The 21932-nt window shown below is 71.0% G+C and carries 22 protein-coding genes; 7 read left to right on the top strand and 15 right to left on the bottom strand.

The window, feature by feature from the left end; all coding sequences use genetic code 11:
- Positions 1–9 precede the first annotated feature (9 nt).
- Complete coding sequence (locus ACZ6B8_RS08480; RefSeq protein WP_471077559.1) at positions 10–867, top strand: SCO6745 family protein; 858 nt, start codon at positions 10–12, stop codon at positions 865–867.
- Between the two features lie 70 nt (positions 868–937).
- A complete protein-coding gene (locus tag ACZ6B8_RS08475; RefSeq protein WP_471077556.1) occupies positions 938–1465 on the top strand; it encodes a GNAT family N-acetyltransferase in 528 nt (175 codons plus the stop codon).
- A 27-nt stretch (positions 1466–1492) separates the two neighbouring features.
- Here ACZ6B8_RS08475 and ACZ6B8_RS08470 read toward each other — a convergent pair whose 3' ends face one another.
- The 7 genes from ACZ6B8_RS08470 to ACZ6B8_RS08440 form a co-directional block, all read right to left on the bottom strand.
- A complete protein-coding gene (locus tag ACZ6B8_RS08470) occupies positions 1493–2155 on the bottom strand; it encodes a mycothiol-dependent nitroreductase Rv2466c family protein (RefSeq protein WP_471606694.1) in 663 nt (220 codons plus the stop codon).
- A gap of 88 nt (positions 2156–2243) precedes the next feature.
- On the bottom strand, positions 2244–3260 hold the full coding sequence (locus tag ACZ6B8_RS08465) for a ketopantoate reductase family protein (protein ID WP_471606693.1): 1017 nt from the start codon (positions 3258–3260) through the stop codon (positions 2244–2246).
- Between the two features lie 43 nt (positions 3261–3303).
- Positions 3304–3687, bottom strand: a complete 384-nt coding sequence (locus tag ACZ6B8_RS08460; protein ID WP_471077547.1) for a nuclear transport factor 2 family protein — start codon at positions 3685–3687, stop codon at positions 3304–3306.
- The gene (locus tag ACZ6B8_RS08455) at positions 3680–4231 is read right to left on the bottom strand and encodes a DUF1697 domain-containing protein (protein ID WP_471606692.1); all 552 of its coding nucleotides are present in this window, start codon (positions 4229–4231) and stop codon (positions 3680–3682) included. The genes ACZ6B8_RS08460 and ACZ6B8_RS08455 overlap by 8 nt, the downstream gene beginning before the upstream one ends.
- 73 nt (positions 4232–4304) lie before the next feature.
- A complete protein-coding gene (locus ACZ6B8_RS08450; RefSeq protein ID WP_471077541.1) occupies positions 4305–5513 on the bottom strand; it encodes a S8 family peptidase in 1209 nt (402 codons plus the stop codon).
- Between the two features lie 347 nt (positions 5514–5860).
- Positions 5861–6907 carry a CDP-alcohol phosphatidyltransferase family protein gene (locus ACZ6B8_RS08445; protein WP_471606691.1) on the bottom strand — a complete coding sequence of 349 codons (1047 nt, stop codon included), beginning with the start codon at positions 6905–6907 and terminating at the stop codon, positions 5861–5863.
- A 265-nt stretch (positions 6908–7172) separates the two neighbouring features.
- Positions 7173–7586 carry a MarR family winged helix-turn-helix transcriptional regulator gene (locus ACZ6B8_RS08440; protein ID WP_471078471.1) on the bottom strand — a complete coding sequence of 138 codons (414 nt, stop codon included), beginning with the start codon at positions 7584–7586 and terminating at the stop codon, positions 7173–7175.
- 189 nt (positions 7587–7775) lie between these two features.
- On the opposite strand from ACZ6B8_RS08440, the gene ACZ6B8_RS08435 reads away from it, so the two are divergent.
- From ACZ6B8_RS08435 to ACZ6B8_RS08425, 3 genes are all read left to right on the top strand, one after another.
- Positions 7776–8855: an ABC-2 transporter permease gene (locus ACZ6B8_RS08435; protein ID WP_471606690.1), complete on the top strand. Its 1080-nt coding sequence runs from the start codon at positions 7776–7778 to the stop codon at positions 8853–8855.
- 83 nt (positions 8856–8938) lie between these two features.
- Positions 8939–9538: a DUF2975 domain-containing protein gene (locus tag ACZ6B8_RS08430; RefSeq protein ID WP_471606689.1), complete on the top strand. Its 600-nt coding sequence runs from the start codon at positions 8939–8941 to the stop codon at positions 9536–9538.
- A complete protein-coding gene (locus tag ACZ6B8_RS08425) occupies positions 9538–9771 on the top strand; it encodes a helix-turn-helix domain-containing protein (protein ID WP_471606688.1) in 234 nt (77 codons plus the stop codon). The genes ACZ6B8_RS08430 and ACZ6B8_RS08425 overlap by 1 nt, the downstream gene beginning before the upstream one ends.
- 44 nt (positions 9772–9815) lie before the next feature.
- Here ACZ6B8_RS08425 and ACZ6B8_RS08420 read toward each other — a convergent pair whose 3' ends face one another.
- The 3 genes from ACZ6B8_RS08420 to ACZ6B8_RS08410 are packed head-to-tail and all read right to left on the bottom strand — an operon-like array spanning position 9816 to position 12867.
- On the bottom strand, positions 9816–11111 hold the full coding sequence (locus tag ACZ6B8_RS08420) for an ABC transporter substrate-binding protein (protein WP_471077526.1): 1296 nt from the start codon (positions 11109–11111) through the stop codon (positions 9816–9818).
- Positions 11111–11947, bottom strand: coding sequence for a carbohydrate ABC transporter permease (locus ACZ6B8_RS08415; RefSeq protein WP_471606687.1), 837 nt, complete (start codon positions 11945–11947; stop codon positions 11111–11113). The genes ACZ6B8_RS08420 and ACZ6B8_RS08415 overlap by 1 nt, the downstream gene beginning before the upstream one ends.
- Complete coding sequence (locus tag ACZ6B8_RS08410; protein ID WP_471606686.1) at positions 11944–12867, bottom strand: carbohydrate ABC transporter permease; 924 nt, start codon at positions 12865–12867, stop codon at positions 11944–11946. Before ACZ6B8_RS08410 ends, ACZ6B8_RS08415 begins: the two co-directional genes overlap by 4 nt.
- A 171-nt stretch (positions 12868–13038) precedes the next feature.
- Here ACZ6B8_RS08410 and ACZ6B8_RS08405 point away from each other — a divergent pair, with 171 nt between their 5' ends.
- The gene (locus ACZ6B8_RS08405; RefSeq protein ID WP_471606685.1) at positions 13039–13902 is read left to right on the top strand and encodes a phosphotransferase enzyme family protein; all 864 of its coding nucleotides are present in this window, start codon (positions 13039–13041) and stop codon (positions 13900–13902) included.
- A 61-nt stretch (positions 13903–13963) separates the two neighbouring features.
- Here ACZ6B8_RS08405 and ACZ6B8_RS08400 read toward each other — a convergent pair whose 3' ends face one another.
- The 4 genes from ACZ6B8_RS08400 to ACZ6B8_RS08385 all read right to left on the bottom strand — a co-directional run bounded on the left by ACZ6B8_RS08400 (position 13964) and on the right by ACZ6B8_RS08385 (position 18276).
- A complete protein-coding gene (locus ACZ6B8_RS08400) occupies positions 13964–14671 on the bottom strand; it encodes an exonuclease domain-containing protein (protein ID WP_471077514.1) in 708 nt (235 codons plus the stop codon).
- Positions 14672–14764: 93 nt separating this feature from the next.
- A complete protein-coding gene (locus ACZ6B8_RS08395; RefSeq protein WP_471606684.1) occupies positions 14765–16006 on the bottom strand; it encodes an SAV2148 family HEPN domain-containing protein in 1242 nt (413 codons plus the stop codon).
- A 101-nt stretch (positions 16007–16107) separates the two neighbouring features.
- On the bottom strand, positions 16108–17427 hold the full coding sequence (locus ACZ6B8_RS08390; RefSeq protein WP_471077508.1) for a copper amine oxidase: 1320 nt from the start codon (positions 17425–17427) through the stop codon (positions 16108–16110).
- Between the two features lie 63 nt (positions 17428–17490).
- Positions 17491–18276 (bottom strand): Tat pathway signal sequence domain protein, encoded by a 786-nt coding sequence (locus tag ACZ6B8_RS08385; RefSeq protein WP_471077505.1) that lies wholly within the window; start codon positions 18274–18276, stop codon positions 17491–17493.
- A gap of 158 nt (positions 18277–18434) precedes the next feature.
- On the opposite strand from ACZ6B8_RS08385, the gene glgX reads away from it, so the two are divergent.
- Positions 18435–20543 carry a glycogen debranching protein GlgX gene (gene glgX / locus ACZ6B8_RS08380; protein ID WP_471077503.1) on the top strand — a complete coding sequence of 703 codons (2109 nt, stop codon included), beginning with the start codon at positions 18435–18437 and terminating at the stop codon, positions 20541–20543.
- Here the strand turns inward: glgX and ACZ6B8_RS08375 are convergent.
- On the bottom strand, positions 20518–21843 hold the full coding sequence (locus tag ACZ6B8_RS08375) for an MFS transporter (RefSeq protein WP_471606683.1): 1326 nt from the start codon (positions 21841–21843) through the stop codon (positions 20518–20520). The genes glgX and ACZ6B8_RS08375 overlap by 26 nt on opposite strands.
- Positions 21844–21932 lie beyond the last annotated feature (89 nt).

The following is a 21932-nucleotide window of genomic DNA, read 5'->3' as shown; positions in this document are numbered from 1 at the left end:
TGTGGGGTCATGACCCCGAGCCGATCCCGCACACTGTGGCTGCGGACCGAACCCCTGCACGCGGTGGTCTACTTCGAGGAGCGTTGCCGCGGTCTCGGCCGGGCGGTGGGGCTCAAGGGCTTCTGGATGGGGTACTTCGCCGCCCGTACCGCCCCGATGGGCCGGGTCGGCCCGGGCGTCGCGGCCGCGGCACTCGGTGTCTTCGCCCCGGGGATGGTGGCCCGGTCCCTGCCCTCGGCCTGGGAGTACGCCTCCCCCGACCGGGTCGTGGAGGAGCGCGCCCGGCTGACCGCCACCGCCCTGCGCCATCTGGTGCCCTCCGTCGACGCGCTGGCGGCCGCCGTGAACGGGCCGCTGACGGCCATGGTCGAGGACGCGCCGGCGCTCGCCCGCCCGCTGTTCGCCGCCAACCGGGATCTGGCGCGCCGCGCGGATCCGGTGGAGCAGCTGTGGCAACTGGTCACGTGCGTCAGGGAGTTCCGGGGAGACGCGCATGTGGCGGTCCTCGCCGACCACGGTCTCGACGCCCGGGAGAGTCTCGTCCTGGCCGCCGTGACCGACCGGGTGGATCCGGCCGGCATCCGGCAGGACCGGGGCTGGAGCGAGGAGGAGTGGGCGGTGGCCGTGGACCGGATGCGCGCCGCCGGTCTGCTCGACGCGTCGGGGCGGGTCACCGAAAGCGGCGTCACCGAGCGGGAGTTGATCGAGGACGACACGGACCGCCTCGCGGAACGGCTGCTGCGTCCGCTGTCCAAGGGTGAGGTGGACGAGCTCCTCGCGGCCCTGGAACCGGCGGCCCGCCACATCCTCGGCACCCGCCTGATGCCGTTCCCCAATCCCATCGGTCTGCCGCGCCCGGTGGGGTGAGCGGGCCGCCGGACCGCAGCACGGTGAAAACGCTTGCAGTACGAGGGGCCGTCCCTTTACCGTCACGCGGATGACTCCTGAACTGCGGTCCGAACGCCTTGTCCTCTCGCCCTACGTCGCCGCCGACGAGGCGGACTTCGTCGCGCTCTTCCAGGACGAGCCGGTGGGCCGCTGGTTCGGCGACGGCATGCAGAGCGCGGCGGAGGACCGCGCCCTGTTCGGCCGGATATTCACCCTGATCTACGCGGAGGAACGCTTCCCCGTCTGGGCGGTCCGGTACGAGGGGCGCTATGTCGGGCACGCCGAGATCAAGCCCTCCCCCGAGTCCTGGCTCGACGGCCACGAGATCGTCTACGGCCTGAACCGGGCGAGCTGGGGCCTCGGGCTCGGCACCGAGCTCGCCCGGCTCCTCACCGCGTACGGCCACGAGAGCCTCGGTCTGGCCGAGGTGCACGCGACGGTGGACTCGGAGAACGCCCCTTCCCTCTCCGTACTCAAGCGCCTCGGGTACACGCAGGGCCGCCAGATCACCGACGAGGACGGCCGCGTCACCCTGCAGCTCACCTCGCGGCTGCCCGCGCCGCCCGCCGAATCCTGAGTCCGCGGCCGGCGACGTCAGGCGGCGTCAGGAGAAGTCGAGCCCGCCGGTGCGGGTGCGCTTGAGCTCGAAGAAGTCCGCGTGGCCCGCGAGGACACGGAAGCTGTCGAAGAGCCGGGCGGCCTCCTCGCCGCGCGGGATCGCCCGGAGCACCGGCCCGAACCAGACGGTGCCGTCGACGTGGATCGTCGGCGTGCCCACATAGCCGTCGGCCTCGGGGTCCTTGCCCGCGTCGTGGCTGCGGCGCAGCAGCACGTCGTACGAGGCGTCGTGCGCGGCGTCGGCGAGGTCGGCCGGCAGACCGAGTTCGGCCAGGGCCGCGGCGCCGACCTCGTCGAAGTCCTCGTTCTTCTCCTGGTGGACCCGGGTGCCGAAGGCGGTGTACAGGTCGCGCAGGACGCCCTCGCCCAGCCGGTCCGCGGCGGCCGCGGCGATGCGGGTGAGGGTCAGCGAGCGGTCGACCAGGTCCCGGTACCAGTCGGGCAGGTCGTTGCCCTCGTTGTGGAAGTACAGGCTCATCACGTGGAAGCGGACGTCGAGGTCGCGGTGGCGTTCGACCTCCAGGATCCAGCGCGAGGTGATCCAGGCGAACGGGCAGGCCGGGTCGAAGTAGAAGTCGACCCGGGTCGGGGCGGGTGCGGGTGCGGGGGCCTGTGCGGGGGTGTCGGGTGCTGCGGCCGGCGTCGTCATGCGTCCACACTATCCAGCCGGTGGCACCCGCTCGTGGGCCATTGGCACGGCGCCGGCATGGGCCACTTCGCCGTCGCAGCGCGGGTGTTCAGGAGCGGTCCCGGGCCGCTTCGCCGACCTCGCGCACGAGCTCGGCCACCGTCATGGATCCGGCGGGGCGGCGCTCGCGCGCCAGCCTGTTCGCCACCCGCCGCAGGGCGTCGTTCACCGGTGTCGGCACCCCGTGCACCCGTCCGAGCAGGGAGATCTCGCCGTTGAGGTAGTCGGCCTCGATGCTGCCCGTGCCGCGGTCCAGGCTCTGCCAGGAGGAGCCTCCGCCGCGCGGCGAGCCGTCGAGGGGCTCGAGGCGGATGCGGTCGCCGCGGACCTCCCGCTGCTCCGCCTCGCCCGCCCAGGCGATCCCGGCCGCGGTGAAGGCGGCCTCGCCCTCGGCGCGGGCCCGCGCGTACACGCCCTTGGCCCGTTCGTCGGTGATCGGCCCGGTGGCCGCCTCGACGGCGTTGGCCAGGTTGGCCAGGAGCTTCGCGTACTTCCAGCGCATCACGTCGGGGACGACGGGGGCGAGGATCCCGGACTTCTCCAGGTCGGCGGCGATCCGGGCCGCGGTCCCGTCGGTGCCCGCGGGGTAGCGGCCCAGGTGCAGGATGCCGGTCCAGGGGGCGCAGGGCGCGGAGACCGCGCCCGGTTCGGTGTGGGACGAGGGCAGCCAGACGCAGACGCCGTAGACGTGCCGGAAGCGGCGCAGGGCGATCCGTTCGCTCTCGACGCCGTTCTGCGCGCAGAGCAGCGGGAGCGTCTCGGCCGCGGTGCCGCCGTCGGCCACCAGGTGGCCGCCCCAGGCATCGAGGGCGGCCACCGCGTCCTGCGTCTTGACGGCCAGGAACAGCACGTCGTCGGCGCGCAACTCCCTCAGTTCCTCGGGGTGTTCGACGACGGGGACACGGTGGACGGCGATGCCCTCGGGGGTGTGCAGGCGCAGCCCGCCGTCGCGCAGCGCCGCCGCGTGGGCCCCTCGCGCGACGAGCACCACGTCGTGTCCGGCCTCGGTGAGCCGCCCGCCCACACTGCCGCCGACCGCCCCTGCCCCGATGATGATGTAGCGCACGGGTCCGAGCCTCGCACATCGGGGGCACCGCTGACCAGGAACGTCAGTCGTCGTGGAAGAGCGTGCCCTGATGGAACCAGAGCCGCCAGCCGTCCTCCGTACGCCGCCACAGCGAACTGCGGTGCGCCCGGCGGCCGTTGTCGTCCGTGTCGAAGGTCAGCTGCACCAGGTCGTCGGCGAGCTGGACACCCCGCATCCGGGAGGTCGTGGTGGGGCTGCCGACGGGGTCCGCCGTGAGGACCTCGATGACCGAGGTGCGGTCCCATCGCCTGCCGGAGGCGCCGATCTCGGTGAACTCGGGGTGCAGCAGCGCCCCGAAGAGCTCGGGCGAGGCCCGCACGCCGGGGTCGAGGAGGCGCAGTTCGCCCTCGATGGCCGCCTCGACGGCGGGGGTGCGGGTGGGGTCCGTGGGCGCGCGGTCAGTCACGGGTCATCTCCACGAGCCGGGTGACGGTGTTCCAGTTGCGGCTGGTGGCGACGATGCCTTTGTTCAGGCCGGGCCTGGCCAACTGCTCGGCGAGCTTGGAGCGGCCGAGGCCGTCGGGTGCGTACAGGTAGAGGACGCGGTCGCCGAGCTTGAACTCCTCGGGCAGATAGGCCGTTTGGTCCAGGGAAGCGAAGCGGCCGGGGTCGACGGGGGCGGAGAAGTAGGTGGCGTGCAGTTGCTTGGCCGCCAGGTCGGCGGCGGGGAACGGACAGGCGTCCACCACCGCCCGCAGGTACGCGCCGTCGCGCACCAGCACGTCGACGGCGAAGCCGAAGCTCTCCTCGATCGCCGCCCGGATCCCGGCGGCCAGCGACTCCTCGTCGCCGTGGTCCGCGGTGAAGACGGCGTTGCCGCTCTGCAGATACGTCCGCACGCCGCCGTGGCCGAGGCCTTCCAGAAGGGTCCGCAGCTGGGCCATCGGCACCTTCTTGTGGCCGCCCACATTGATGCCGCGCAGCAGCGCCGTGTATGTCTTGATCGCCATGCGGACACGATAGAGCGGCCGTCGTGCCCCGTGGGGGTGGGCACGACGGCCGCGGCTCAGCGGGTCGCGAGGACTACTCGACGACCTTCAGGAGCTTGTTGGGCGTGCCCTCGCTCGGGTTGGAGATCTTGTCCGGGGTGGCGCCGTCGGTCAGCGCCTTGGCGACGTCCGCGGGCTTGGCGTCCGGGTGGCCCGCGACGTAGACGGCGGCGGCGCCCACGACGTGCGGAGTGGCCATCGAGGTGCCGGAGATGGTGTTCGTGGCGTCGTCGCCGGTGTTCCAGTCGGACGTGATGTCCGAGCCGGGGGCGTAGATGTCCACGACGGAGCCGTAGTTGGAGAAGTCCGACTGCTCGTCGTCCTTGGTGGAGGAGGCGACGGTGATGGCGTCCTTCACGCGGGCCGGGGAGCCCTGCGAGGCGTCGGTCGACTCGTTGCCCGCGGCCACCGCGAAGGTGACGCCCGCGTCGATCGCCTTCTGGACGGCCGCGTCGAGCGCCTCGTCCGCGCCGCCGCCGAGGCTCATGTTGGCGACGGAGGGGCCCTTGTGGTTCTTGGTGACCCAGTCGATGCCCGCGACGACCTGCTCGGTGGTGCCGGAGCCCTGGTCGTCCAGGACGCGGACGGCGACGATCTTCGCCTTCTTGGCGACGCCGTGCGCCTCACCGGCGATGGTGCCGGCGACGTGCGTGCCGTGGCCGTTGCCGTCGTCGGCGTTGTCGTCGTTGTCGATGGCGTCGAATCCGGAGGTGGCGCGCCCGCCGAAGTCCTTGTGGCTGATCCGGACACCGGTGTCGATGACGTACGCGGTGGCGCCCTCGCCCGCGGCGTCGGGGTAGGTGTACTTCTTGTCGCCCGCAGTGTCCGCCTGGTCGATGCGGTCGAGGCCCCAGGACGGCGGGTTGTCCTGAGTGGCGTCGATGGAGAACTTCTTCGACTGGACGACCTTGCCGACGGCCGGGTCGGCGGCGAGGCGCTTGGCCTCGGTCTCACTCAGGCCCTTGGCGGAGAAGCCGTTGATGGCGGAGGAGTAGTTGCGCTTGAGCGAGCCCCCGTACTCCTCGGCCAGGTCGGACTTGGCGTCCTTGTCGGCCTTCTCGTCGAGCATCACGATGTAGCTGCCGGCGACCGCGCCCTTGGCGTCGGCACCGAAGACCTTGCCCTCGGCGGGGGTGGCCGCGCCGGCGAAGGAGGTGGCGAAGACGGTCACGCCGACCGCGGTGGTGGCGGTGGCTATCGCCGCGGTGAGCTTCATCGTGCGGGCACGCTTGTGAGTTGCCATGAAGAGGGGTCTCCTCGTGGTGAATGTGGGGGGATGTGGGGGGTATTCAGCTGTTGTGCCAAAGGTTCGCCGCGGCAACAACTTCCTCGCGACGCCCCTTGACGACCGGAAGATCTCCGGGTGTTGGGACGAAACCCTGTCTGATTGACGGGCGCAGATCAATACCTACATACAGCTGTGACTTGTTCAACAAGGTTCCGTAATAACAAACCGGATCTGTCGCACCGGAAGTGGACATCCCGCCCCACAAACCCCCCAACTCCCGGTAACAGCAGGCGTCTTGCGCCCCACACGCACCACGGGCGGGCCGGAGAATTCCGGCCCGCCCGTGGTGCGTGTGACGCCGCTCAGGCCGCGGTGACGACCTGCTGCTCCGCCTCGAAGGAGTCGATGGTCCGGGTGAAATCCCGGGTCGAAAGCAACAGCTTGTAGATGATGGCGAGTTCGAAGACCAGAAGGAGCGCGCCGGAGACGATCGTCGCGGGCATCACCACGTCGAAGAGCGGGCCGATCATGAAAACGCCCATCTGGAATTCGATGCCGCTCACCAGGTGCGCGCGGATACGGTGGCGCAGCAGGAAGGAGCGGGCCCGCAGATACGCGGGGAACTTCCGGCGGAACTCCTGGTGCAGGTCGATCACCTGCGGCTTGGGGGCAGGCGCCGGCTCACCCTCGACCGCCGCCCCCTCGACCGCCTCGCCGGGCCGCCCGTAGGACGTCCCGTCCGGCTGCCCGTACGCGGCCTCGCCCGGCTGCGCGTACGGCGCCTCGCCCGCGGCACGCTGCAGGTCCTGCTCGATGTCCGCCGACGGGTTGTCCCGCAGCAGGTCCTCCATGAAGGCGAGCTCGGCCTGGTTCTGCGCGCGGCGCGCGGCGCGCATGCGGGCCTTGATCTGCTTGCGCATGGTGTGCCGGATCTTGAAGATCTCCAGCGAGTTGATGTAGCGCAGGGTGTCGAGCGCGACGACGGCGAGCGCGAGCCAGATGTAGAGGGTGTCACCGGTGCGGTCGTACTGGCCCCACATCAGGGCGACCCCGCACACCATGACGCGGATCCGGTCGAAGACGAAGTCCAGCCACGCACCGAAGACGGAGCCCTGCCCGGTGAGCCGGGCGAGCTTGCCGTCCATGCAGTCGAAGATGAAGCTGAAGTGGTAGACGACCGCGCCGAGCGCGAGCCACTTCCAGTCGCCGAGGGCGAAGCACGCCGCCGAGCCGAGGCCGAGAAGGAACGCTCCCCAGGTGATCTGGTTGGGCGTGACCCGCGTCCGCATCGCGGTGAACCGCACGAGCGGCGTGGCGACCGGATCGACGAGCAACACGGTCCACCACGCGTCGCGCTTCTTCTCGGTGATGCGGCGCACCTCGGCGAGGGGCGGTATGTCTCGGCGCATGGGGGTCAACTTCCTGGCGTTCGGCGAAAGTTCATCTCACGCTAGGGAAGGCTTTGCCCAAGGAACAAGATCTGGCCCGTGCAACCTTTGACCGGGGGTAACGGTCAACCTTTCAGGACGAGTCAATGGCTCTCTCAGCTTGATGCCGCGTTACCTGAGCGTTATGGAATGACCGGGGCGTTACCTAAAAGCCTCACTGAGCGTTACTTGGTGCCCCTTCGGGCAGCCGCCCGGTCAACGGCCCCTGCCCTCCCCGGGCGCCTGGCTACTGTTCCCCCGAAACCGCACCCTCACCGGCCTCGGCCGCCTCGTTGTAACGCAGCAGGTATCCGGCGAAGCGCGCCAGATCCTCCTCGCTCCATCCCCCGAGCCGATCACGGAACGCGACGCGACGGGCGGCACCGACCTGCGCCAGAACCTCGTCGCCGCGGTCGGTGAGGTGCAGCACGTGCACCCGGTGATCGGCCGGATCCAGCCGTCGTTCGACCAGGCCGGCCTTCTCCAGCGCCCCCACCTGACGGCTGATCGTCGACTTGTCGAGCGTGTAGTGCGCGGCCAGGTCCGTGGCCCGGCAGCCTCCCCGGTCCTCCAGGTGGCTGAGCAGCGTGAAGGACACCAGCGAGAGCTCGGGGTGCATACGGGCGGCGGTGGCGCGCGCCCGCCGGGCGAAGGCGGTCATCTCCCGCTGGATGACGTCGACGACGTCGTCCCGCTCCGCGGGTCGGGCCCCGTCTCGATCGCTCACGATTTCTCCCTTTTCCAGAATGGTTGTAGAGTACAACATCGAAAAGAGTTGTATATGCCAACCATATCGGCGACGCCGCCCCGCAGACCGGGCCCGCCGCCCCTCGAACCACCGGAGTGCCCCATGTCCGCCCCCGCGGAACCCGCCCCCCGACTGCGTGACGCCCTGCGCCACGTCCTGCTCCACCTGGTCACGCCCCTGCTGATGTGCCTCGGCATGGGCCTCGCCTACATGGGCGCCTTCGTCACGCCCGAGCCGAACGACATGCCGGTCGCCGTCGTCGGGTCGGGTCCGCAGACCCAGGTACTCGCCCAGACCGTCAAGGACAAGGCGGGCGACGCCCTGGACGTGCGCACCCTCACCTCCCGCGCCCAGGCCGTCGACGCGCTCGCCTCACAGGACATCGCGGGCGCCTTCGTGCCGGACGCGAAGTCGCCCGAGCTGCTCGTCGCCACCGCCGGGTCCGACATGAGCGCGACCGCCGCCCAGAAGATCTTCACGCCGGTCGCCACCGGTCAGGGCGTACCGCTCAAGGTCACCGACGTGGCGCCGCCGGTCGAGGACGACCCCACGGGGCAGGGCCTCTTCTTCCTGCTCGTCGCCGTGAGCATCGGCAGTTACGCGTCGGTGGCGGTGCTCGGCGCGGCGGGCGCGGGGCTGCGGATGCGGGCCAGGGCCGGCCTCGTCGTGGGGGTCTCCTTCGCCGTCAGCCTGATCGGGGCGGCGCTCGCGGGACCGATCTTCCACCTGGTGCACCAGGGCCTGTGGGGCGTATGGGCCATGGCGTGGCTGTACGCGGCCGGCATCCTCTTCATCGGCGTCGGGCTGCACACCTTCCTGAAGCGGTGGACGACGCTGGCCATGATGGTCCTCTTCGTGATGCTCAACTTCACGACGTCCGGCGGCCTCTTCCGGCCCGAGCTGCAGAACGGCTTCTTCGGCTCCTTGCACGCGTTCTGGAACGGCGCGGGCTTCGTCGAGGGCATCCGCAGCCACCTCTACTTCGGCGGTCACGGCCTCGCCCCGCACGTCTGGACGCTGGCCGGCTGGCTGGCCGTCGGGCTCCTGGCCGTCGGTGTCGCGGGGCTGTGGGAGCGGCGCCCGCGGAAGACCGGCGCCGAGCGCGACACCCCCGCGGAGCGGGCCACCGGCGCCGAACGGGCGGCCGGGGAAGAGGAGATGGAGGAGTCGGTGGCGGTCTGACCACCCCGCGCCGCGACCGCCGCGCCAGGGGCCGACTTGTCGAATATCGATATGCTCCCCTACGGTGGGCATATCGAAAATCGATGGGGAGGAACATCATGGACACCCGGCTCACGAGGACTCTGGCCTCGGTCACCTTCGCGCTGGCGGTGCTCTGCGGGCTCGCGGGCCTCGGCAAGGCGGTCACGCATCTGCTCGACGACGGAGCGGTCTGCGTGAAGACGGACTTCTGGGCCAACGCCCCCCTCGCCGACCGCCTGCCCGTCGCCCACGGGGTGACGGCCGACGGCAGCACCACCCGCCTCTGCCAGGACGACCCCTCCACGGGTCAGCGGATCGCCGAACTCGGGGACGCGGTGCCCTGGCTGCTGTTCGGCGCCCTCGCGCTGCTGCTCTTCTCCGTACTCCTGAGGACCGTGCTGCGGCAGGGGCCGTTCACCGAAGCGGTCGCGTACCGGCTCTCCCTGCTCGGCTGGTTCGTCGCCGTGGGCACGCCGCTGTGCGGGCTCGTCGTCGGCTGGTCCCGGTCCTGGCTCGTCGGGAGCATGGCGCCGACCGTGGGCTCCGGGCCGACGGTCGCCGGGTCGATGGTGCTCGTCCTCGCGGGTCTCGCCGCGGTGATCATGGGGAAGGTCATGCGCGAGGGCGTGCGCATGCGGGAGGACCTCGAAGGGACCATCTGATGCCCGATGAGGAACTCCACGCCATCCGGATCCACCTCGACCGGCTGCTCGCCGAGCGCGGCATGACGCTGACCGAACTGTCCGCGCAGGTCGGCATCACCGTCGTGAACCTCTCCGTGCTCAAGAACGGGCGGGCCAAGGCCATCCGGTTCTCGACCCTGTCGAGGATCTGCGAGGTCCTGGGGTGCCAGCCGGGAGAGCTGATCACGCACGACCCCGAAGGCCCCACGTGAGCGGCCCGGGTAGCGCGCGGCCGGCCTGATCCGGCGGGAAAGCCCTACCGCTGGTACCTCGCGAGCACCAGATTGCCGTCCTTCACCAGCCGTTCGCGCAGCTCGCCGAGGTCGATCGCGCCGCTGTAGTACTCCTGCAGCGCCGGCGTCGCGACCTTGTCCTTCCACTCCGGGTAGCCCCGCACGGTCTGCGCGGGGGCCGGGCGGAGGTTCGCGGCGAGGGCGGTGCCCACGGCCCAGTCGTCCTTCCCGGTGCGCAGGGCCGGGTCCTTCAGCGCCTCCTCGCCGGTCGGCAGCATCCAGTCGCCGCGCGCGAGCTTCACCATGTTCTTCGGCCGCAGGAAGAAGTCGATGAACTCGACGGCCTCCTTCTTGTGCGGGCTGTCCTCGGCGACGGACAGGGTCTGCGGGCTGACGCCCTGCGCGGGTCCGTCCTCGCCGGCCGGCGCCGGGAGCACCTGCCAGTCGAATCCCTCGGGCGCCTGCTGGACGATCTGCTGGCGGTACGAGAACCCGAGCGGGACCATCGCGTACTTGCCGCCGAAGAAGCCGGGCAGGGTGTCGGCGCCGCCCATGCCGAGCGTGGTTCCGGAGGCGCTTTTGTCGGTGTTGACCTGGTCGTGGACCGTGCGCGGCATGACCTGGTCGGCCGCGTCGAAGCGCACGTCGACCTTGCCGTCCGCGCCCCGGTGGAACATCCGGCCACCGGTCGACATCGAGAGGTTGAGCGTCGCGGAGACCGGCTCCTTGAGCGGCCAGGCGACGCCGTACTTACCGTCCTCGCCGTCGCCCAGCTCCTTGGCGACGGTCCGGAACTCCCGCCAGCTCCACGGCTTCTTGGGCGTCGGGATGCGCACCCCCGACTTCTTCAGCCACGTCGAGTTGGCGATCAGGACGCGCGGCTCCTGGAGGAACGGCACGCCGTAGACCCCGTCGTCGAACGTCGCCGTCTCCCAGCTCCGCCCGGGGATGTCGGACTTCAGCCGCTCGGGCAGCAGGTCGCCGATGTCCGCGAGGTATCCGCCGTACGCGAAGTCGGCGAGGTCGTCGGAGGCGTCATGGATGATGTCCGGCGCCTCGCCGCCCTCGAAGGAGGTGAGCAGCTGGTCGTGGACGCTGTCCCAACTGCCCTGGATGAGCTCGACCTTGACGTCGGGATGGGTGGCGTTCCACTCCGCGACGAGCTTCTTGTTGGCGTCGACGGACTCCTTCTGCCAGGCCAGCGACTGGAACTGGAGGGTGATCTTTCCGTCGTCGTCGCCGGAGTCGCCGCCGCAGCCGGCGAGCAGCAGGGCGAGGGCCGCGGCCGCGGCGGTCACCAGGCGGGGGCGCGTACGCATCAGGCCTTCACCGCCCCGGCCAGCATGCCGCCGGTGATCCGCTTCTGGATGATCGCGAAGATGACCAGCGAGGGGAGGGTGGCGAGGAACGCGGCGGCGGCGAGCGGGCCGAGGTCGGCGACGCCCTCCGTGCCGATGAAGCGGTTGAGGATGACCGGCAAGGTCTGCTTCTCCGGGGTCTTGAGCAGGACGAGGGCGAAGAAGAACTCGTTCCAGGCGGTGATGAAGGAGAACATCACGGTGGCCACGATGCCGGGCGCGAGCAGCGGCGCGACGACCGAGACGAAGGTCCGCGTCTTGCTCGCGCCGTCCACCGCCGCGGCCTCCTCCAGCTCGGCGGGGACCGCGCGGACGTAGCCGACGAGCATCCACAGCGCGAAGGGCAGCGACCACACCACGTACACCAGGATCAGTCCGGCCAGCGAGTTGATCAGGTGCAGGTTCTTCAGGACCAGGAAGAGCGGAATGATGATGAGGACGAACGGGAACGCCTGGCTGATCACCACCCAGCCCGTCGCGGCCTTCGCGACGCGGCTGCGGTGCCTCGCGATCACGTAGGCCATGGGGGTCGCGATGACGACCGCGATCAGGGCGGCGCTGAGGGCGGCGATCAGGGAGTTGCCCGCGGCCCGCAGGAGCGGCTGCTCGTCGAAGGCCTGCCGGAAGTTCTCCAGCGTCGGGTCCTTCGGGATCCAGGTCGGGTGCAGACTGCCCAGTTCCCGCGCGGGCTTGAAGGCCGTGGAGATCAGCCAGAGGAACGGGAAGGCGAGGAAGACGAGATAGCCGGCGAGCGCCAGGTACTGCGCGGCGCGCGTCGACTTCTTGGTGCGCATCATGCCTCGTCGCCTCCCTTCAGGCGGCCCACGAGATAGACGGCGAGGATCACCGAGATCACCGCGACCATGACGCAGCCCATCGCCGCCGCGTAACCGAACTGGCCGTAGCGGAAGGCCTCTTCGTAGGCGAAGAGCATGGGAAGCCGGGTGCGGCCACCGGGACCGCCCTGGGTGAGCACGTAGACCAGGGCGAAGGAATTGAAGTTCCAGATGAAGTTGAGCGCCGTGATGGCGAGGGCGACCGGTTTGATCGCGGGCCAGGTGACGGTGCGAAAGCGCCGCCAGGCGCCCGCGCCGTCCATCGCGGCGGCCTCGTGCAGCTCCCGCGGGGTGTTCTGCAGACCGGCGAGGAGCGCGACGGTGGTCTGCGGCATGCCGGCCCACACCCCGACGACGATCACCGCGAGGAGTGCGGTGCCCGTGCCGGTCAGCCAGTCCTTGCCGTCGCCGAGGCCGAGGCTGCCGAGGGTCTCGTTCAGGACACCCGCGTCCGGGTGGTAGACGAGCCGCCACATGATGCCGACGACGACCTCGGGCATGGCCCACGGGATGATCGCCAGTGCCCGCGCCAGCCAGCGCAGCCGGAGCTCCTGGTTGAGCAGCAGCGCGAGGCCGAGCGCGAGCAGGAACTGCGGCACGGTGACGCCGAACGCCCAGATCAGCCCGATCCGGAACGAGTCCCAGAAGAGCGTGTCGTGCAGCAGGTCCTGGAAGTTGAGGACACCGACCCACTGGGTGGGCCGGGTGCGGCCCGACTGGGAGTCGGTGAAGGCCAGCGCGATGCCGTAGAGCAGCGGTCCGACGCTGAGGACGAGGATCGGGATCAGCGCGGGCAGCACGAGGAACCAGGCGCCGTGATCCGCGGCCTTGCGTCCCGGCGCGCCTCTCGATGACCGCTTCGTCGCGGTCGCCACTGTCACGTGAATCGGCTCCTTCGGGCGGCACGGCTGGGTTCGGCCGCCCGGGCGGCCTCCGTCATCGTGCTGATGTGCTCTTGATACGTCAAGCAGCTGCGCGCCCGCGCACACCGGTTGGCCTGTGCGAATGGGAGACTGTCGGCCGGACAGGGCACCAGGTGCGGGAGGCACGGGATGGATGAGGCGCGGGCGCGGGACGTGCTGGCTGCGGCGGGGCTGACGGGGCCGGCGGGCGGGGCGCGGTTGCTGGCCCTCGGCGAGAACGCGGTGTTCGCCCTCGACAACCTCGTCGTCAAGGTCGGCCGCGCCGCCCCCGAGCTCCTCGCCCGGGCACGGCGCGAACTGGCCGTCGCCGACTGGCTGGAGCAGGCCGGCGTCCCCGCGGTGCGGGCCGCCGAGTCCGGGGCCCGGCTGGTCGACGGTCACCCGGTGACGCTCTGGCACCGGCTCCCGGAGGCCGTGCGCCCCGCCGAGCCGCGCGATCTCGCCGCGCTGATCCGCCGGGTGCACGCACTGGACTCCCCCTCCTTCGCCCTGCCGCGCCGCGAACTGCTCGGCGGCGTGGAGCGGTGGCTGCGGCTCGCGGGTGACGCGATCGACCCGGCCGACGCGGAGTATCTGCGCACGCGCAGGGACGGGTTCGCGGCGGCCGCGGCCGCGCTGACCCCGCACCTCGCGCCGGGCCCCATCCACGGTGACGCGCTGCCCCGCAACGTCCTGATCGGCCCGGACGGGCCGGTCCTCGTCGACCTGGAGACCTTCTCCGCCGATCTGCGCGAGCACGACCTGGTCGTCATGGCGCTCTCCCGCGACCGGTACGGACTCGCGCCCGAGGCGTACGACGGGTTCGTGTCGGTCTACGGGTGGGACGTGCGGGAGTGGGAGGGGTGCGCGGTGCTGCGGGGTGCCCGGGAGACGGCCAGCTGCGCGTGGGTCGCCCAGCACGCGCCGTCCAACCCCAAGGCGCTGACCGAGTTCCGGCGCCGGGTGGCGTCCCTGCGGGACGGTGACGCGACGGTCCGGTGGTGCCCCTTCTGAAGGTTCCGGCGGTTCCGACGGTTCTGACGCTTCTGACGGCCGCCTACCCGGTGGCCGCCGCTCACGGGTGCCTGAGCGGCCACACCCCGTCCACCACCGCGTCCGCGTTCCCCTTCTTGCGCAGGAAGTTCTGGAAGTCCGCCGCCCAGGCCGCGTACCACTCGATCTGACGGCGGTGCAGCTCCGCCGGGCCGAGGGAGGCGACCTTCGGGTGGCGGTCGGCTATCGCGCCGGCGAGCCGGGCCGCGGCCTGCGCGTCGGACGCGGCGTCATGGGCCGACTCCAGGGCCACGCCGTACTCCGTGCAAACCGCCTCCAGGTTCCGCTTGCCCCTGCGGTAGCGGTCCACGGAGCGGTCGATGGTGTACGGATCGATCACCGGGGCGGGGTCGGCGCCGCCCAGGCGGCTGCGCAGGGACGGCAGGCCGTGCCGGCGCAGCTCCGCGGAGAGCAGGCTCAGGTCGAAGACCGCGTTGTACGCCACGACCGGGACGCCCGCCTGCCAGTACGAGGTGAGGACGTCCGCGAGCGCGTCCGCCACCTCGGCGGCGGGCCGGCCCTCGGCCGCCGCCCGCTCGCCGGTGATGCCGTGCACGGCGACCGCCTCGGCCGGGATCGGGATGCCCGGATCCGCCAGCCAGGTGCGGTGCCCCAGCGTCTCGCCGGCCTTGACCTCGATCACCGCGCCGGTGACGATGCGTGCCTCGCTCGGGTCCGTCCCCGTGGTCTCCAGGTCGAAACCGATCAGCAGCTCCTGGTGCCAGCCCATGGCCCGCCCCCTTCTTCGTGGTGCTTTCCCCCAGTGACCACCACGATCCCACGCGCCACTGACAATCCGGCCGCGGCCTTCGGAGCCCGTCTCTCAGGAGACCGGACGCGAGTCCGCCCAGGCCAGCTCGAACTCCTCGCGGTATGTCGTGAAAAGACCGCCCTCGCCCGGATCTCCCGACTTGACCACCCGGCTGCCGCCCCGCAGCACGAGCACCGGCGCCTCCATCCCGCGCGTCCCGCGCAGATACGACTGGACGACCGCGATGCCGTCCGCGCCGTCCCCGTCGACCAGGTAGGCGGTGAAGCGCGGCGTCTCGTCGAAGACCTGGATCTCGAAGGCGTCCGGGTCGCGAAGGCGCGCCCTGACCCGGCGCATGTGCAGGATGTTCATCTCCACCGAGCGGCTCAACTCGCCCTTCTTGAGCCCCAGTTCCCGCTCCCGGCGCTTGACCGCGCTGCTCGCCGGGTTGATGAAGAGCAGCCGCACCCGGCACCCGGATTCGGCGAGCCGGACCAGCCGGCGCCCGGAGAAGTTCTGCACCAGGAGGTTGAGGCCTATGCCGATGGCGTCGAGGCGGCGGGCGCCGCCGAAGATGTCCTCGGCGGGGAACTGCCGCAGCAGCCGCACCCGGTCCGGGTGCACGCCCACCACGTCCGCGTACCGGTCGCCGACCAGGTCCTCGACGGCGTCGACGGGCAGCCGCCGCGCGGAGGGCGTGTCGGTACCGGAGCCGAGCATGTCCAGGAGCCGGGCCGAGGCCCGCTCGGCCTGGGCGAGGACCGCCTGGGACAGGGCGCGGTTGCGGGAGACGACGTTCCGGGTGACCTCCAGCTCGTCCAGGGCCAGCTCCACGTCGCGCCGGTCGTCCAGGTACGGCTCGAAGCACGGCCAGTGCTGCACCATCAGCTCGCGCAGCTGCGGCAGCGTGAGGAAGCTGAGGACGTTGTCGTCGGCCGGGTCGAGGAGATAGCCCTTGCGGCGGCTCACCTCGCGCACGGCGACGGCCCGCTGGACCCACTCCTGGCCGGCCGGGCCCGCGGCGGCGACCACCCAGTCGTCGGCGTGGACCGGTTCGTAGACGGGACGCAGTACAGCGGCCACGACCGCGCGCAGCCGCTGTTCCACCAGATTCAGCCAGATGTAGGCCCGCCCGGCACGCTGTGCGCGCGTACGGACCTCGCGCCAGGCGTCGGCGTCCCAGTCCAGTTCGGGTCCGATCTGAGATCCCATCTCCATCGGCCGCGCCAGAGACACCGCTCCGGGAGGTATGTCGGCGGAGCTCCCCTCGTGACCGTCGTCACCAGGGGGCAGCTCCCGACCACCCGAGCTCACCCGCGCACCGCCTTCCGCCCCCGGACTCTCCCCCAGTCAACGATCAAGGAAGGGTACTCCGGGAGCGGCGGGCGGTGCAGCCCGATGGGCAGGGTGGTTTCTCAACCGCCCAGCGGCGGCTGGCCGTTCTGGTCGGCCAGGTCCTGCGGAGTGAGCGGGCTCATGGCGGTGACGTCCCGCGCGGCCAGCGAGAAGCCCTGCCAGTGGACCGGCATGGGCTGCTGGTCCTCGTCCCGCGCGATGTGGTGGAAGCCGATGTGCACCCAGGTGACCGGGTGGTCCATCGCCTGGCCGTTCACCCACTTGTCGACGCTGGTCGGTGTGCCGTTCGGGCACCCCGGGTTGTTGCTCGCGTACTGCTCGCACGCCTTGTACTGGGTGAAGTACACGTCGTGCTTGGTGAACTCGCGGCCGGCGTGCTTGTTGCTGGGGCCGGGCACGATCTCGTACGAGCGCGGGTGTCCGTCCTTGTTCTTGCCGGTGTTGCTGACCACGCGCCACCAGCGCATGTCCTTGTGGTCGCCGGTGAGCTCCTTGGTGACCTTGGTACGGGTGGTCTTCGTGGTGGGGCTCCCGTCGCCGGTGGGCGGGGTGACCGTGGAGTCGTACTGCTCGACCTTGGCCTTCGGGGAGCCGTCCAAGCCGAAGTTGAGCCGCCAGAAGACGTTGTGGGCGTGGCTCTCGGCCTTGGCCTGGTCGCCCTTGCCGATGGGCCAGCCGCGGCTGTCGCCGCCGTCGTAGTCGTACGGCGAGAGGCTGCCGGTCGCGCCGACGTTGGACGTGATGGTGCCGTCGGAGGAGAACCGCCACTCGGTGATGTACTCGTACCAGGAGGCCTTGTTCACCGTGTAGACGAGCAGGTCCTTGCCCTGGCCCGTGTAGAGCTTGCCGTTGCCGCCGGTGCTCTGGTCGTCGTTCAGGCGGTACGCGTGCCCACGCGCGCGCGTGGTGGCGCACAGGCCCTTCACGTCGCCCCGGTGCGGGACCTTGACGGTCTTGATGGTGCCGCCGGGACACTCGCCCGGGTTGAGGTTCTGCAGCGCCTGGCCGAAGTCGGTGCCGGTGACGTCGTCGTACTCGGCCTGGCCGTCGTCGTAGGGGACGTGCACCTGGGCGAGGCGCGCGCTGGTCAGCACGGGTATCGGCTTCGGCTCGCCCTTCGGCTGGTAGCTGATCTTGTCGAGGATCAGCCCGGAGAGCGTGTTGTAGTGCCAGCACATGCGCCAGGTCGTGCCGCCGTCGACGGTCTGCTCGATCTTGTAGGCGTCACTGCAGTCGGCCGCGGCCGCGGGAGCGGCGGGCGGTGCCTGGGGCGTGGCGGAGGCGGACGGGGCGACGGCCATGACACCGCCGAGGAGCGCGGGGACCGCGAGGGCCGTGACGGCTCGTCTGCGGGCGCGCGAGACTCTGTTGACGTGCATTGCGGAGTGAACTCCCTCGTACGAGGAGAAGCTGGTGTGTGGTGTCGTGCGCGGGCGGCCGGATCAGCCGAGGCGGCCCACGGTGCGGGTGCTCAGGTCGACGACGAGGGCCCGGGTGTCGATCCACGGACCGTTCTTGACCTTGGTGACGACCTGCAGACACCGGTGCTCGCCGCACTCGCCGAGGTCGGACGGCACCCGCTTCACGGTCTCCTTGCGGAAGACCATGCCGCTCAGCTGGAGCTGTTGCGGGCCGGTCAGCGCCTTGCCCGTGGCGTGCTTGAAGTCCTTCTTCAGGCCCTTGCCGAGCGGGTCGGCGATCAGCAGCCTGGCGCCCTCGGCGAGCTCGTCCTGGCTGGGCGGGGGCTGCACGTTCCGCGTGGTGACGGTGTCGTCCACCGTGCCGCTCTTCAGGTCGACGGTCTTGGTGATGACCGCGTCCTTCTTGTAGTCGTAGTAGACGACCTCGGCCCGGCGCGGCGGCGCGGCGCCGCTGTCGGCCGGCTCCGGCTCACTGAGGTTGGTGGACAGCAGCTGCGGGCCGCGGTCCCCTTCGACGTCCCGGGCGCTGGAGCGCATCTGGCCCGAAACCGATGCCTTCTCCGCGCGCGCTATCTCGGCGTCGGTCAGCGGGTCGCTGCCGACTCCGTTCGTGCCCTCCTCGGGCGCGGCTTCCACGACGCCGTCCTTGGCCACGGCGTCCTGTTGTGCCGCCGCGGCGTTGGCCTGGCGGTCCCCCGAGCCGCCCGACCCCGGCAGAGCGACGCCCACCAGCACGGCGGTGGCGGCCGCCGCGACCGCCGCGCCCGCCACCACCTTCCCCAGATGGCGTCTGACTGTCTCTCGCACTTACTCCCCCTACTCCCCTGGCGCCCCACCGCGGGGCATGCCGAGTATGTGGTCGGACGGTTAGACGGGTACAACTCCGGGGTGGTTGCCCCACTTTCGGGCAGACTCTGGCCAAAGTGGCCCCGAGTCGAGGGGGCGTGAGTGGAAGAGTCGTATACATGCAGGTCTGGCCTGGGCAGGCGTATCCCTTAGGTGCCACCTACGACGGAGCCGGTACGAATTTCGCGGTCTTCTCCGAGGCCGCAGAGCGCGTGGAGCTGTGTCTGCTGCACGACGACGGCTCGGAGACAGCCATCGAGCTGCGCGAGTCCGACGCGTTTGTGCGGCACGCGTATCTGCCCGGCATCATGCCGGGACAGCGCTACGGCTTCCGGGTGCACGGCCCCTACGCACCGGAGCAGGGGCACCGTTGCAACTCCGCGAAGCTGCTGCTCGATCCGTACGCGCGCGCGGTCAGCGGGCGCATCGACTGGGGAGAGGAGGTGTACGGCTACCACTTCGACGAGCCCGGCGCGCGCAACGACCTGGACTCGGCGCCGCACATGATGACGTCGGTCGTGGTCAATCCGTACTTCGACTGGGGCGACGACCGCCCGCCGCGCACGCCGTACCACGAGACGGTGATCTACGAGGCCCATGTGAAGGGCCTGACCATGCTGCATCCGGACCTCCCGGACGAGCTGCGCGGGTCGTACGCGGCGCTCGGCCACCCGGCGATCGTCGAGCACCTCTCGGAACTGGGCGTCACGGCATTGGAGTTGATGCCGGTCCACCAGTTCGTGAACGACCACCGCCTGGTGGACATGGGCCTCAACAACTACTGGGGCTACAACACCATCGGCTTCTTCGCCCCGCACAACGCGTACGCCTCCTGGGGCGACCGGGGCGAGCAGGTCCTGGAGTTCAAGCAGGCCGTGAAGGCGCTGCACGAGGCGAACATCGAGGTGATCCTCGACGTGGTCTACAACCACACGGCCGAGGGCAACCACCTGGGCCCGACGCTCTCCTACAAGGGCCTCGACAACGCCTCGTACTACCGCCTCACCGACGATCCCCGCTACTACATGGACACCACGGGGACCGGCAACTCCCTGCTGATGCGCTCGCCGCACGTGCTGCAAATGATCATGGATTCGCTGCGGCACTGGGTGACGGACATGCATGTGGACGGATTCCGCTTCGATCTCGCGGCGACGCTGGCGCGGCAGTTCCACGAGGTGGACCGGCTCTCGTCGTTCTTCGACCTGGTGCAGCAGGATCCGGTGGTCAGCCAGGTGAAGCTGATCGCCGAGCCCTGGGACGTCGGTGAGGGCGGCTACCAGGTGGGCAACTTCCCGCCGCTGTGGACCGAGTGGAACGGCATGTACCGGGACACGGTGCGCGATCTGTGGCGGGGCGAGCCGCGCACCCTGGCGGAGTTCGCGTCCCGGCTCACCGGCTCGTCCGACCTCTACCAGGACGACGGCCGGCGCCCCCTGGCCTCCATCAACTTCACCACCTGCCACGACGGGTTCACGCTGCACGACCTCGTCTCGTACAACGAGAAGCGCAACGCGGCCAACGGCGAGGACAACCGGGACGGCGAGAGCCACAACCGGTCGTGGAACTGCGGGGCCGAGGGCGAGACGGAGGACGAGGACGTCCTGGCCCTGCGGGCCCGGCAGATGCGCAACTTCATCGCCACCCTGATGCTCTCCCAAGGGGTGCCGATGCTCAGCCACGGGGATGAGTTCGCGCGCACCCAGGGCGGCAACAACAACGCCTACTGCCAGGACAACGAACTGGCGTGGGTGCGCTGGCCGGACGGCGAGACCTCGCTGCTCGCCTTCACCCGGACCATGGCGATGCTGCGGCGCGACCATCCGGTCTTCCGCAGGCGCCGGTTCTTCCACGGGCGCCCGGTGCAGGGCACCCGCGACGAACTGTCCGACATCGCGTGGTTCACGCCCGAGGGCACCGAGATGGAGCAGAGCGACTGGGACTCCTCGCAGGCGCGGGCGCTCAGCGTGTTCATGAACGGCAACGCCATCTCGGAGCCGAGCCCGCGCGGTGAGCGGATCTCCGACGACTCGTTCCTGCTGTTGTTCAACGCGTCGCCGGAGCCCACGGAGTTCGTGGTGCCGGTCAACCACGGCCGGCAGTGGCAGATCGTCGTCGACACGGCGCTGGAGGAGGGGGTGCCGGTGGGCGGGGGCCCGAAGGTGGGGGCCGGCGACCGGCTCACGCTGGCGGACCGGAGCCTCACGGTGTTGCAGCGTCCGGCGTGACGGCGGCGCGGGGCGGCTGAGCGGGGGCCGTGGCGATGGGCGGGGCGTCGTGCGGCGTTCCGCCCCCGCCCGGCTCCTGGCGGGGTGTTTCGTGGCGGGGCGTCTCGTGGCGGGCGATCAGGGCCACCACGAACGCCACCGCCGCGGCCGCGCTGCCGAGGGCGAAGGCCGCCCCCGCGCCGTGCGACTCCGCGAGCCGCCCCGCCACGGCCAGCGTCACCGCCTGGCCGCCGACGAAGGCGCTCGCCGCGAAGGTCATGCCCTCGGCCAGCCGCCGGGTGGGCACCGCGCGCTCGGTCAGCGCGAAGCCCGTGATGAGGTTCGGGGCGTAGATCGCGCCGAAGAGCGTGACCACTACGTAGAGGCCCGCCAGGCTGTCGGTCCACACCAGGGGCAACGACAGGAGCGTCGCGGCGGCCGTCGCCACCCGCCACCGCGCGAGCAGCCCGAACCGCTCGGGCACCGCCGCCATGGAGAGCCCCACCACGGCGCTCATGACGCCCATCGCCGCGTAGACGAGCCCGGCCTGCCCCGGCTGCCCCAACTCCTCGGTGAGCGCGGTGATCCCCGCCCCGCAGGCGCCAAGCAGCACGCCCAGGAAGAGCAGGCCGACCCGCACCACGTACACCGAGCGCGGCAGCCGCGGGCGGTCGCCCCGCGCGCGGGTGGGCGCGTCGGCCGCGGCCTTGGCCGTACGGCCGGTCGGGTGGAGTGCGAAGGCGGTGCCGCAGCAGGCGACCAGGAGCGCGGCGAACCCGAACGCGTACGCCGGATGGCCCGCCACCGACGCGAGGCCCACCAGGGCGGGCCCGAGCACGAAGGACAGCTCGTCCATGGTGCTCTCCAGGGACAGGACGGTGCTCGCGAGCCGGTCGTCGCCGCCCTCGGCGCGGACCAGCGGGACGACACGGGCCCGGGCCAGCGGGCCGATCCCCGGGATCGTCGCGCCCGCGAGGAAGCCCAGGACGACGAGGGCGGGCGTGGGCAGGTCGGCGACGGCGCCCAGGGTGTACGCGGCGATCGCCACGGCGTTGAGGAGCGAGAAGGCGAGGACGACGGGCCGCTGGCCCCGCCGGTCGGCGAGCCGGCCGACGAGCGGGCCGAGCGTCACCTGGCCGAGCGCCAGCGCGCAGGCGACGATCCCGCCGGTGGCCAACGATCCGCTCGTCTCGGTCACCAGGAGCACACTGCCGAACTGGATCATCGCCACGGGCAGCCTGCCGAAGAAGGACACCACGGGCAGCAGCGGCCCCGTCATGCGAAGCACCGTGCGGTACGCGTCCCGCGTGTTCTCAGCCATCGTCCGACGCTAACGACGCGGTGGCGCGCACACGCATGAGTCGATGACACGAAAGCCGTCGACGGGGGTACGTACGTTCACATGACGCG

Source organism: Streptomyces sp. NPDC041122 (assembly GCF_055592445.1).
Note: the sequence above shows the minus strand (reverse complement) of the source record. Positions and strands in the feature narration are given on the sequence as shown.